We start from the raw sequence: 11,870 nt of genomic DNA on the forward strand, positions 1-11,870 counted from the left end.
CGTTTGTGAACGCGCAGCCAGTAATGTGGCCTCCGTCTATGCAAGACAAGGTAAAGAAATAACATGGGCAGCATGCATCCCGTACAGGTGATCGCGGTGACCGGCGGCAAAGGTGGCGTCGGGAAAACTAACGTGTCAGTGAACTTGTCCCTGGCTTTGGCCGAGCTCGGCCGGCGCGTCATGTTGCTGGACGCCGACCTGGGACTGGCGAACGTCGACGTCTTGCTGGGACTGACACCCAAACGTACCCTGGCCGACGTGATCGAAGGCCGCTGCGAGCTGCGCGACGTCTTGTTGCAGGGTCCCGGTGGCATTCGCATCGTTCCGGCCGCATCCGGCACTCAGAGCATGGTGCATCTGAGTCCGGCGCAACACGCCGGGCTGATCCAGGCGTTCAGTGATATCGGCGACAATCTCGATGTGCTGGTGATCGATACCGCCGCCGGTATTGGCGAGTCGGTCGTCAGTTTTGTGCGCGCCGCTCAGGAAGTGTTGCTGGTGGTCTGCGACGAGCCGACGTCCATCACCGACGCCTACGCCCTGATCAAATTGCTCAACCGCGACTACGGCATGAACCGCTTCCGTGTGCTGGCCAACATGGCCCAGAGCCCGCAGGAAGGTCGCAACCTGTTTGCCAAGTTGACCAAGGTCACCGATCGTTTTCTCGACGTTGCATTGCAATACGTCGGTGCGGTGCCTTACGACGAAAGCGTGCGCAAGGCTGTGCAGAAGCAGCGCGCCGTGTACGAAGCCTTCCCGCGTTCCAAGTGCTCGCTCGCCTTCAAGGCGATCGCGCAGAAGGTCGACACCTGGCCGCTGCCTGCCAACCCGCGCGGGCACCTGGAGTTTTTCGTCGAGCGGCTCGTGCAGCAAACGGCAGGACCCGTGCTATGAGTGCCAGCGGCTACAACCTCTACAAAAAATCGGCACGCGATGCGCAGTACGAGCTGATCGAGCGTTACGCGCCGCTGGTCAAACGCATTGCTTACCACTTGCTGGCGCGTCTGCCGGCCAGTGTTCAGGTCGAAGACTTGATCCAGGCCGGGATGATCGGCCTGCTTGAAGTCTCGACCAAATACGACGCCAGCAAAGGCGCGAGTTTCGAGACGTACGCGGGCATACGAATCCGCGGCGCCATGCTCGATGAAGTGCGCAAGGGCGACTGGGCACCCCGTTCGGTCCACCGCAATACGCGCATGGTCAGCGACGCAATTCGCTCGATTGAAGCTAAAACCGGCCGTGACGCTAAAGATCACGAAGTTGCGGCCGAACTCCAATTGAGTCTCGATGATTACTACGGAATTTTGAACGACACCCTGGGCAGCCGGTTATTCAGTTTCGACGATCTGTTGCAGGACGGCGAACACGAAGGGCTGCACGAGGATGGCGCGAGTGCTCATCTCGAGCCGTCTCGCGATCTGGAAGATGAACGCTTCCAGGCAGCGCTGGCGGACGCGATTGCCAATTTGCCGGAGCGTGAGCGACTGGTGTTGGCGCTGTACTACGACGAAGAGTTGAATCTCAAGGAAATCGGTGAGGTCCTGGGGGTCAGCGAATCGCGGGTCAGCCAGTTACACAGCCAGTGCGCGGCCCGTTTGCGGGGGCGTTTGGGGGAGTGGCGAGCGCGCTGAAGGCAGTGTGGGGGACACTGCGAAAAGGGCTGGTGTGGCGTTGAACTGCACCGGTCTCGATCTGTTGTGCTCCAGACAGTCATTGAGTGCTTTGCCGGATTGATTGAAATGGCGCGTCCAGGTGCTGGGCGCGTTTAAGACTGCTTGGAGGTCGAATTGGACAAGAACATGAAAATCCTCATCGTTGATGACTTCTCAACGATGCGGCGGATCATCAAGAACCTGCTGCGTGACCTTGGGTTCACCAACACCGTCGAGGCCGACGATGGCACTACCGCCATTCCGGTGCTCAACAGCGGAAGCATCGACTTTCTGGTGACGGACTGGAACATGCCTGGCATGACCGGTATCGATCTTCTGCGCCACGTGCGCGCCGATGAAAAGCTCAAGCACCTGCCAGTATTGATGGTGACCGCTGAAGCCAAGCGCGAACAAATCATCGAAGCGGCCCAGGCCGGCGTTAACGGCTATGTGGTCAAGCCCTTCACGGCCCAGGCGTTGAAAGAAAAAATCGAAAAGATTTTCGAACGCATCGGTTGATGAACGCGCCACGGGGGAGCTATGGGGCATAACGAATCTTCATTGGGCGATTTTGAATCGACCCTGAAAAAACACGCCGTCGAACTGGTCGCCAGCCTTGAAAAAGGCAGGTTCGGTGACGCAGTGCAATTGATCCATGAGCTCAATCAGACCCGTGACCGCGGCCTGTATCAGGAAGTGGGAAAACTGACCCGCGAGCTGCATAGCGCGATCGTCAATTTCCAGATTGACCCGCACATGCCGCAAGCCGAAGAAGTGTCCCAGATTACGGATGCTGCGGAGCGTCTGGGCTACGTTGTGAAGCTCACCGAAGCGGCGGCCAACCGCACCATGGACCTGGTCGAAAGTGCTACGCCGCTGGTCAATGGTCTGGGTGACGAAGCCCAGGCCTTGAGCGCGGATTGGGGGCGGTTCATGCGTCGTGAAGTCGGCGCTGAAGAGTTTCGTGATCTGGCGCGGCGGGTCGACGGCTTTCTGTCACGCAGCAGCGTCGATAGCCGGGCAGTGTCGAGCAACCTGAACGACATCCTGCTGGCTCAGGATTACCAGGACCTCACAGGTCAAGTGATCAAGCGTGTGACCCAGTTGGTCACCGAAGTCGAAAGTAATTTGCTCAAGCTCGTACTGATGGCCAGTCAGGTGGACCGCTTTGCGGGCATCGAACATGACCGTGAAGCGATGCTTGCAGAAAAAGATCCACAAAAACATCTCTCTCAGGGTGAAGGTCCGCAGATTCATGCCGATAAAAGAGAAGACGTTGTGTCCGGTCAGGACGATGTGGACGATTTGTTATCCAGCCTGGGATTTTAGAGTTTTAGAATTTTAGGTTTTTTGGGTTTTTAGACCTGTAGGAGCACCCCCTTAATGAGCTTCGGCGCCGATGAAGAGATCCTTCAGGATTTCCTGGTTGAGGCCGGCGAGATTCTAGAGCAACTGTCCGAGCAACTGGTCGAGCTGGAAAGCCGTCCGGATGATGCGGATCTGCTCAATGCAATTTTTCGCGGTTTTCACACTGTAAAAGGGGGCGCCGGTTTCCTCCAGCTCAACGAGCTGGTGGAGTGCTGCCACATCGCCGAGAACGTGTTCGACATCCTGCGCAAGGGTGAGCGTCGTGTCGATTCGGAACTGATGGACGTGGTGCTCGAAGCACTGGACGCGGTGAACAGCATGTTCAGCGAAGTCCGCGAGCGCAGCCCGATCACGGCCGCCACACCTGAACTGCTCGCGGCACTGGCCCGTCTGGCCGAACCACAGTCGGCTGACGAGGCTGTACCTGCGCCCGTCGCCGAAGTGGTTGAAGCGCCTGAAAGCGAATCGGGTGACATCACCGACAACGAATTCGAACAACTGCTGGACTCGCTGAACGCCGTCAAGGCCCAGGCCGAGGCACCGGCAGCTGCTCCAGCTCCAGTGCCTGCCGGCAATGCCGCGGCAAGCGATGAAATCACCGATGCCGAGTTCGAGTCCTTGCTCGATCAATTGCATGGTAAAGGCCAGTTTGCCGTCGACGCGGTGGCACCCGCGCCGACGGCACCGCCAGCGCCGAAAGCCGCAGGCGACAGCTCCGATATTACCGACGAAGAATTCGAAGCACTGCTCGACCAGCTGCACGGCAAGGGTAACTTTGCGGTTGATGCGCTGGAATCCGCTATTGCTTCAGTACCGACGCCGGTGGCACCTGCCGCTTTAGCAGCGGGTAGCGATCTGATCAGCGATCACGAGTTCGAGTCGCTGCTCGACGAATTGCACGGCAAAGGCAAGTTCAGCGAAGTCGGCACCGCAACCGCCGCAAGTGCTTCTGTCGCTGCACCGGCAGCCAAAGCGGTAGCGCCGAAAGCTGTCGCCAAGGCACCAGAACCGAAGGCCGACGCACCTGCTGCGGCACCGGCACCGGCACCTGCCCGCGCCGTCGCCGCGCCACCCGCGGAAAAACCGGCCAGCGAAGCCGAAACCACCGTGCGGGTCGATACCGCGCGTCTCGACGAAATCATGAACATGGTCGGCGAACTGGTGCTGGTGCGTAACCGCCTGGTGCGCCTGGGTGCCAACAGCGCCGACGAAGCCATGTCCAAGGCCGTATCGAACCTCGACGTGGTCACGGCCGACCTGCAAACCGCGGTCATGAAGACCCGGATGCAACCGATCAAGAAAGTCTTCGGACGCTTCCCGCGTCTGGTTCGCGACTTGGCCCGTCAGCTCAAGAAAGAGATCAACCTGGAACTGGTCGGCGAAGAAACCGACCTCGACAAGAACCTCGTCGAGGCCCTGGCCGACCCGCTGGTCCACTTGGTGCGCAACGCGGTCGACCACGGCATCGAGTCGCCGGAAGAACGCGAAGCCTCGGGCAAGGCCCGGGGCGGCAAGGTGATTCTGGCGGCCGAGCAGGAAGGCGATCACATCCTGCTGTCGATCTCCGATGACGGCAAAGGCATGGACCCGAACGTCCTGCGTTCCATCGCGGTAAAACGCGGTGTGATGGACAAGGACGCGGCCGATCGCCTGAGCGATACCGAGTGCTACAACCTGATCTTCGCGCCGGGCTTCTCGACCAAGACCGAGATTTCCGACGTGTCGGGTCGTGGCGTGGGCATGGACGTGGTGAAAACCAAGATCTCCCAGCTCAACGGCTCGATCAACATCTACTCGGCCAAGGGCCAGGGTTCGAAGATCGTCATCAAGGTGCCGCTGACCCTGGCGATCATGCCGACACTGATGGTGATGCTCGGCAACCAGGCCTTTGCGTTCCCGCTGGTCAACGTCAACGAAATCTTCCACCTCGACCTGTCGACCACCAACGTCGTCGACGGCCAGGAAGTGGTGATCGTGCGGGACAAGGCGCTGCCATTGTTCTACCTCAAACGCTGGCTCGTCAGTTCCGCCGCTCACGAAGAGCAGCGCGAAGGCCATGTGGTGATCCTTTCGGTGGGCACCCAGCGGATCGGCTTCGTCGTCGATCAACTGGTTGGCCAGGAAGAAGTGGTCATCAAGCCATTGGGCAAAATGCTTCAGGGAACGCCGGGCATGTCGGGCGCCACGATTACCGGTGACGGTCGCATCGCGCTGATTCTCGATGTTCCGAGCATGCTCAAGCGTTACGCCACACGGCGTATTTGATTCTGGTGGAGCGGGGCGACTGAGCTTCGCTCCATCTAATGGAGTGTTTATGGCAGTCAAAGTCCTGGTGGTGGACGATTCGGGGTTTTTCCGCCGCCGCGTTTCGGAAATTCTTTCAGCGGATTCCAATATCCAGGTCGTCGGCACCGCGACCAACGGCAAAGAGGCGATTGATCAGGCGCTGTCCCTCAAGCCCGACGTGATCACCATGGACTACGAGATGCCGATGATGGACGGCATCACTGCCGTGCGGCACATCATGCAGCGCTGCCCGACGCCGGTCTTGATGTTCTCCTCGCTGACCCACGAAGGCGCCCGGGTGACCCTCGATGCGCTGGACGCCGGTGCCGTGGACTTCCTGCCGAAGAATTTCGAAGACATCTCCCGCAACCCGGAGAAGGTCAAGCAACTGCTGTGCGAGAAGATCCTGAGCATCTCGCGCAGCAATCGTCGTGTCAGCACTTACAGCGCGCCGGCCCCTGTGGCCGCGCCAGCTCCAACCCCGGCGCCTTCGAGCATCGGCAGTTACGGCCACAGTGCGCCTGTGCGTCCAGCACCGGCACCGGCACCGATTCCTGCGCGAGCGCATGCACCCGTGACGTCTTCGCCCGCTCCCAAGCGCAAAGCCTACAAACTGGTGGCCATCGGCACGTCCACCGGTGGGCCGGTTGCCCTGCAGCGGGTGTTGACCCAATTGCCGGCCAACTTCCCAGCACCGATCGTGTTGATCCAGCACATGCCGGCCGCGTTCACCAAAGCGTTCGCCGAGCGCCTGGACAAACTCTGCCGCATCAGCGTCAAGGAAGCCGAGGATGGCGACATCCTGCGACCCGGTGTTGCGCTACTGGCGCCGGGTGGCAAGCAGATGATGATCGATGGCCGTGGCGCGGTGAGAATCCTGCCGGGTGACGAGCGTCTGAATTACAAGCCGTGTGTGGACATCACCTTCGGTTCGGCAGCCAAGACCTTCGGTGACAAAGTTCTGGCGGTGGTGTTGACCGGCATGGGCGCCGACGGCCGCGAAGGTGCGCGCCTGCTCAAGCAGGGTGGCAGTTCGATCTGGGCTCAGGATGAAGCCAGTTGCGTGATCTACGGCATGCCGATGGCCATCGTCAAAGCTGAGCTCGCCGACGCGGTGTACAGCCTCGACGACATTGGCCGGCACATTGTCGAGGCTTGCGTCTGATGGATGTTCTAAGCCTCATTGGCATCATCATGGCGTTCGTCGCCATCATCGGCGGCAACTACCTCGAAGGCGGGCATCTCGGTGCGTTGGCCAACGGTCCGGCGGCCTTGATCGTGCTGGGCGGGACCGTCGGCGCGGCATTGCTGCAAGCGCCGATGAGCGCTTTCAAGCGTGCGATGCAGATTCTGGCGTGGATCCTGTTTCCACCGCGCGTCGACCTCGCCGGTGGTATCGATCGCGTGGTGAACTGGAGTTTGACGGCACGCAAGGAAGGGCTGCTCGGCCTGGAAGGCATCGCTGACGCAGAACCCGACAACTACGCACGCAAAGGCCTGCAACTGCTGGTCGATGGCGCCGAACCGGAAGCGATCCGCAGCATTCTTGAAGTGGACTTCTACACCCAGGAAAGCCGCGATATCGAAGCCGCCAAAGTGTTTGAAAGCATGGGCGGTTATGCGCCGACCATCGGCATCATCGGTGCGGTCATGGGCCTGATTCATGTCATGGGCAACCTCGCGGATCCGTCGCAACTGGGCAGCGGTATCGCCGTGGCTTTCGTCGCGACCATCTACGGCGTGGCCAGCGCTAACCTGGTGCTGTTGCCGATTGCCGCCAAACTCAAATCCATCGCGTTGCGTCAGTCGCGTTATCGCGAAATGCTGCTGGAAGGGATCCTGTCGATCGCCGAAGGTGAAAACCCTCGTTCCATAGAGTTGAAGCTGCAAGGCTTCATGGATTAAGGGAATAAGCTCATGGCCCGTCGTCGACATCAGGAAGAACACGTTAACCACGAGCGCTGGCTGGTGTCTTACGCGGACTTCATCACCTTGCTGTTCGCCTTTTTCGTGGTGATGTACTCAATTTCTTCGGTCAACGAAGGCAAGTACAAAATCATTTCCGAAGCGCTGATCGGCGTCTTCAGCGATAACGACCGCGCACTCAAGCCGATCCCGATCGGTGACGAGCGGCCGAAGACCGTCACGCCGGCCAAGCCATTGGTCAAGGACAGCGAGCAGGTCGACGCCGGTGTCGCCGGGGCCAGCGATCCGCTCAAAAGCATCGCCGATGACATCAGCGCAGCGTTCGGCGATCTGATCAGCTCCAACCAGATGACCGTGCGCGGCAACGAGTTGTGGGTCGAGATCGAACTCAACTCCAGCCTGTTGTTCGGCAGCGGCGACGCCATGCCCAGCGACATCGCGTTCAATATCATCGATAAGGTCGCGGCGATTCTGAAACCGTTCGACAACCCGATTCACGTCGAGGGTTTCACCGACGATCAACCGATCCGCACCGCGCAGTACCCGACCAACTGGGAGCTGTCCTCCGCCCGGTCGGCGAGCATTGTGCGCATGCTGGCGATGCAGGGGGTGAACCCGGGTCGCCTGGCGTCGGTGGGTTACGGTGAGTTCCAGCCGGTGGCCAATAACGCCACCACCGAGGGCCGTGCGCGTAACCGTCGCGTGGTGCTGGTGGTGTCGCGCAACCTGGATGTGCGCCGCAGCCTGACCGGAACCGGAACCGCCCATGCGCAACCGGATGCCGCATTGAAGCGTGCTGGCACACAAACTGCACCGACCCCGGTCAAGTCGCCGGTACGAGAGAGCGCCGTCAATTCTCCGTCACCCGCATTAACACGTTGAGCTATTTCTCGGCCGATCCATTCGGTCGGGAGGAACCATTCGAATGAGAGTCTGGGCAGTCGCCAATCAAAAGGGTGGTGTCGGTAAAACCACTTCCTCCATCGCTTTAGCCGGGTTACTGGCCGAGGCGGGCAAGCGCGTGGTTGTGGTCGACCTCGACCCCCACGGCTCTATGACCAGCTATTTCGGTTACGACCCCGACACCCTGGAGCACAGCAACTACGACTTGTTCCTGCACAAGGGCAGCGTGCCGCAGGGCTTGCCCGGGCAATTGTTGCTGTCGACCAGTGACGAACGCATTTCTCTTTTGCCTTCCAGTACCGCGCTGGCGACCCTTGAGCGTCAGACGCCAGGCCAGAGCGGTCTGGGCCTGGTGATTGCCAAGAGTCTGGCGCAGTTATGGCAGGACTTCGATTACGCGATCATCGACAGCCCGCCGCTGCTCGGTGTGCTGATGGTCAATGCCTTGGCGGCGAGCCAGCAACTGGTGATCCCGGTGCAGACCGAACACCTGGCGGTCAAGGGCCTTGAGCGCATGGTCAACACGTTGGCAATGATCAACCGCTCTCGCAAACAGGCGTTGCCGTTCTCCATCGTCCCGACCTTGTTTGACCGACGCACACAAGCGTCCCTTGGAACGCTGCGTGTCCTGCGCGACAAATTCCCCGAGGAGATCTGGCAAGGCTACATCCCGGTCGACACGCGCCTGCGTGATGCCAGCCGCGCCGGATTGACGCCTTCGCAGTTCGACGGCAAGAGCCGCGGCGTTCTTGCTTACCGTGCATTGCTCAAGCATCTGCTGGCGGCGCAACTCGTCGCGCAGGTGGCCTGAGATGAATTCAATACGTGTAGGAGCTGGCGAAGGCTGCGATCTTTTGATCTTGCTCGGCGGCGCTCTTTATATCGCTAAAAGATCGCAGCCTGCGGCAGCTCCTACAGTGGGGATGTTCCAGTGAACCGGCCGATCAAGATCACATCGCGCCCGCAACTGGCGTTGCAGTCTTATCTGGACAACCTGCTGCAAGACGCGACCGAAGAGTTTTCGCCAGACATTTCTGTAATTCCCGAAGTCGTGGAAGTCGTCGCAACGGTAAAAGCCATTGAAGAGCAGGGCGTGCTGGATGAATTCCAGGCAGCCGTGCTTGAAGAGCAGGCCCGGGATGCGCAGAAAAACACGGTGGCGGTTGCGCCGGTAGTCAAAACGCTCGTTGCCGTGGTCGACGCGCCTGCACCCGCCATGGTGTCGGTATCGACTATCGCGCCGTTGCTGCAAACCTTGTGCGAGCCCGTCGTCGAAGTGCCTGAAGCCCAGGAACCGCTGCCCACGCAAACGCAGCAAGTCCTGGTGGAACCCGTCGTCGAAGTTCATCTGCCGCCGAGCAACACGCCGCCACCGGTGGAAACCGATGGGCGTCCGTCATGGGCCGCCGAGCCGTTCGAGTGCCTTTTGTTCGACGTCGCCGGGTTGACCCTGGCGGTGCCGCTGGTATGCCTGGGTTCGATCTATTCTCTGGCCGGCCACGAGCTCACGCCGTTGTTTGGTCAGCCGGAATGGTTCCTCGGCATCTTGCCGAGCCAGGCAGGCAACCTGAAGGTGCTGGATACCGCACGGTGGGTCATGCCCGATCGCTATCGCGACGATTTCAAGCAGGGCCTGCAATACGTGATTTCGGTTCAGGGTTACGAATGGGGTCTGGCGGTGCATCAGGTCAGCCGCTCGTTGCGCCTGGATCCGAATGAAATCAAATGGAGAAGTCACCGAGGTCAGCGGCCATGGCTCGCCGGCACGGTGATTGAACACATGTGCGCCTTGCTCGATGTCACCTCACTGGCCGAGCTGATCGCCAGCGGCGGCGCCAGGCACATGACTGGCAGCAAGCCGAACCACAAACCGACATCAGTCAAATAAACAAAACAGGCAGCGTCACGTCTGATGACGTTGCACAGAACACACACCGCCAGGGCGGTTTCTTGAGGGGTCAGGGTATGAATGACAAGGCAACGGCGGCAAAAGGTTCCGAAGATCCGATCCTGCAATGGGTCACCTTCAAGCTGGACAACGAGACCTACGGCATCAACGTGATGCGCGTCCAGGAAGTCCTGCGCTACACCGAAATTGCCCCGGTTCCGGGTGCGCCAAGCTACGTGCTGGGCATCATCAACCTGCGCGGCAACGTGGTCACCGTGATCGACACCCGTCAGCGCTTCGGCCTGATGAATGCTGAAATCAGCGACAACACCCGGATCGTCATCATCGAAGCCGACAAGCAGGTGGTCGGGATCATGGTCGACAGCGTGGCTGAAGTGGTTTACCTGCGTCAGTCGGAAATCGAAACCGCGCCGAACGTCGGTAACGAAGAGTCCGCCAAGTTCATTCAAGGCGTGTGCAACAAGAACAACGAATTGCTCATCCTGGTCGAACTGGACAAGATGATGAGCGAAGAAGAATGGTCGGACCTGGAGAACATCTGATTGATTCTTGAGGTGGCGGTCATTGTCCTGTTCCTGTTTTGGGCAGGCACGCTGGCGATGTTCCTGGCGTACATTCGCGGGCAAAAACTCATCGCCGCGCAACAGGCCCAGGGCGATGCGCTGCGTGATCAGCGCATCAAAGACCTGGCCAAGCGCGTCGACGATTATCAGAACGGCAATGTGCGCATGGGCGAAGACCTGCACGAACTGCGGGCCATCGTGGCGCCATTGCCGGACAAACTGGTTCAACTGGAACAGCGCGACCCAACCAGCCTGTCGTTCGCCCAGGCGGCGCGACTGGTCGGGATGGGCGCGAGCGTGGACGAACTGACCCAGTCCTGCGGCTTGACCCAGGCTGAGGCGGAGTTGATGAGCAAGTTGCACAAGAACTGACAGAAACCTGTAGGAGCGAGCATGCTCGCGATGGATTTCAACGATGACGCGGGCTTCCGGGAAAAACGCGGCGCTCATTACTCCATCGCCGGAACACCGCCCGGAGCCTGCTCGCTTCTACAGTGCCCCTATTTCAGACACAAAACATGTGTTCGCCACAGACCATTGTGTGCGAGCCTGCTTGCGATGGCGTCCTCGAAAACTCAATAGTTTTCCCCACGCCCGGTTATTTCCTTTCCACCCCTCTGGTCCTCAGAAAGGGACTACGATGTCGTCATCTCCTGCCTATGAATGTCACGGAATCAGCCGGCTTGTGAGCACTGAGAGACGCCGGTAGCTTGTTTGTCTCAATCAGCGATCAGTTCTGATCAACGCGAGACCAAGGAAGGACTATGTCTGACATTTTACGTGGTGCGCCGCTGTGGATTTACGCGGTTTTTCTGATACTGACTTATTACGGTGCCATTGCCTGCTTCAAGCATCGTATGTCGAAAAGATCGCTGATGTTCATGCCAGCGATATTTGTAGTTGTATCCCTGACTTCGCTGAACCTTTCCCAAGGGATCGCTAGTGCGCTCGCGGTCTATGCACTCGGCCTGTTTGCGGGCTGGGCCGTGGCATTGCGGTTTTATTCGTATAACGAGGTTAAGCGCGAGGGGGAAAGCCTGGTGCTGGATGGAACAATCAAAGTGTTGGTTGTGTATTGGGGCTACTTCACGTGGCGTTACTATGACGGTTATCAGCTCGCCATGTATCCGGAGTTGGTCAATGAATTTTCGAGAGTCATTTTCTCAACACTGGGAGCGGGTCTGATCAATGGATTGATTCTCGGACGCAGTCTCAGGCTTTTGCGTTTGTTCAAGGATGTTCCGGTTGCGTAGTTGATGCACA

12 protein-coding genes and 1 pseudogene are annotated in these 11,870 nt (G+C 59.3%); all 13 read left to right on the forward strand.

Translation table 11 applies throughout. The features are described 5' to 3' along the window. Positions 1-63 precede the first annotated feature (63 nt). Entirely contained in the window at positions 64-894 is an 831-nt protein-coding gene (gene fleN, locus QYH43_RS11270) for a flagellar synthesis regulator FleN (RefSeq protein WP_007975361.1), read from the forward strand. Then, positions 891-1,631: an RNA polymerase sigma factor FliA gene (fliA, locus tag QYH43_RS11275; RefSeq protein WP_095059035.1), complete on the forward strand. Its 741-nt coding sequence runs from the start codon at positions 891-893 to the stop codon at positions 1,629-1,631. Before fleN ends, fliA begins: the two co-directional genes overlap by 4 nt. A gap of 168 nt (positions 1,632-1,799) precedes the next feature. Next, the gene (locus QYH43_RS11280; protein WP_003183998.1) at positions 1,800-2,171 is read left to right on the forward strand and encodes a chemotaxis response regulator CheY; all 372 of its coding nucleotides are present in this window, start codon (positions 1,800-1,802) and stop codon (positions 2,169-2,171) included. 21 nt (positions 2,172-2,192) lie between these two features. Beyond that, a complete protein-coding gene (locus tag QYH43_RS11285; protein WP_095059036.1) occupies positions 2,193-2,981 on the forward strand; it encodes a protein phosphatase CheZ in 789 nt (262 codons plus the stop codon). Positions 2,982-3,035: 54 nt separating this feature from the next. Next, positions 3,036-5,285 (forward strand): chemotaxis protein CheA, encoded by a 2,250-nt coding sequence (locus QYH43_RS11290; protein WP_301157060.1) that lies wholly within the window; start codon positions 3,036-3,038, stop codon positions 5,283-5,285. 49 nt (positions 5,286-5,334) lie between these two features. Next, positions 5,335-6,471 carry a chemotaxis response regulator protein-glutamate methylesterase gene (locus tag QYH43_RS11295; protein WP_095059038.1) on the forward strand — a complete coding sequence of 379 codons (1,137 nt, stop codon included), beginning with the start codon at positions 5,335-5,337 and terminating at the stop codon, positions 6,469-6,471. Beyond that, positions 6,471-7,211, forward strand: coding sequence for a flagellar motor protein (locus tag QYH43_RS11300; RefSeq protein WP_095059039.1), 741 nt, complete (start codon positions 6,471-6,473; stop codon positions 7,209-7,211). The genes QYH43_RS11295 and QYH43_RS11300 overlap by 1 nt, the downstream gene beginning before the upstream one ends. 12 nt (positions 7,212-7,223) lie before the next feature. Further along, a complete protein-coding gene (gene motD / locus QYH43_RS11305; RefSeq protein ID WP_095152115.1) occupies positions 7,224-8,114 on the forward strand; it encodes a flagellar motor protein MotD in 891 nt (296 codons plus the stop codon). A 43-nt stretch (positions 8,115-8,157) separates the two neighbouring features. Then, entirely contained in the window at positions 8,158-8,946 is a 789-nt protein-coding gene (locus QYH43_RS11310) for a ParA family protein (RefSeq protein ID WP_095059041.1), read from the forward strand. 120 nt (positions 8,947-9,066) lie between these two features. Continuing rightward, the gene (locus QYH43_RS11315; RefSeq protein WP_301157061.1) at positions 9,067-10,023 is read left to right on the forward strand and encodes a CheW domain-containing protein; all 957 of its coding nucleotides are present in this window, start codon (positions 9,067-9,069) and stop codon (positions 10,021-10,023) included. A gap of 77 nt (positions 10,024-10,100) precedes the next feature. After that, complete coding sequence (locus tag QYH43_RS11320; protein ID WP_007946765.1) at positions 10,101-10,586, forward strand: chemotaxis protein CheW; 486 nt, start codon at positions 10,101-10,103, stop codon at positions 10,584-10,586. Then, the gene (locus QYH43_RS11325) at positions 10,587-10,979 is read left to right on the forward strand and encodes a DUF2802 domain-containing protein (protein WP_095059043.1); all 393 of its coding nucleotides are present in this window, start codon (positions 10,587-10,589) and stop codon (positions 10,977-10,979) included. Positions 10,980-11,368: 389 nt separating this feature from the next. Further along, a pseudogene (locus QYH43_RS11330) lies at positions 11,369-11,860 on the forward strand (DUF6622 family protein); the annotation flags it as partial. Positions 11,861-11,870: the final 10 nt, after the last annotated feature.

Origin of the sequence: Pseudomonas sp. C32, from assembly GCF_030417915.1 — a bacterium.
Taxonomy (GTDB): Bacteria; Pseudomonadota; Gammaproteobacteria; order Pseudomonadales; family Pseudomonadaceae; genus Aquipseudomonas.

Bases quoted from the DNA above. Each gene is read 5' to 3' on its own strand.
- fleN (WP_007975361.1), top strand. From the start codon at position 64: ATGGGCAGCATGCATCCCGTACAGGTGATCGCGGTGACCGGCGGCAAA.
- fliA (WP_095059035.1), top strand. From the start codon at position 891: ATGAGTGCCAGCGGCTACAACCTCTACAAAAAATCGGCACGCGATGCG.
- QYH43_RS11280 (WP_003183998.1), top strand. From the start codon at position 1,800: ATGAAAATCCTCATCGTTGATGACTTCTCAACGATGCGGCGGATCATC.
- QYH43_RS11285 (WP_095059036.1), top strand. From the start codon at position 2,193: ATGGGGCATAACGAATCTTCATTGGGCGATTTTGAATCGACCCTGAAA.
- QYH43_RS11290 (WP_301157060.1), top strand. From the start codon at position 3,036: ATGAGCTTCGGCGCCGATGAAGAGATCCTTCAGGATTTCCTGGTTGAG.
- QYH43_RS11295 (WP_095059038.1), top strand. From the start codon at position 5,335: ATGGCAGTCAAAGTCCTGGTGGTGGACGATTCGGGGTTTTTCCGCCGC.
- QYH43_RS11300 (WP_095059039.1), top strand. From the start codon at position 6,471: ATGGATGTTCTAAGCCTCATTGGCATCATCATGGCGTTCGTCGCCATC.
- motD (WP_095152115.1), top strand. From the start codon at position 7,224: ATGGCCCGTCGTCGACATCAGGAAGAACACGTTAACCACGAGCGCTGG.
- QYH43_RS11310 (WP_095059041.1), top strand. From the start codon at position 8,158: ATGAGAGTCTGGGCAGTCGCCAATCAAAAGGGTGGTGTCGGTAAAACC.
- QYH43_RS11320 (WP_007946765.1), top strand. From the start codon at position 10,101: ATGAATGACAAGGCAACGGCGGCAAAAGGTTCCGAAGATCCGATCCTG.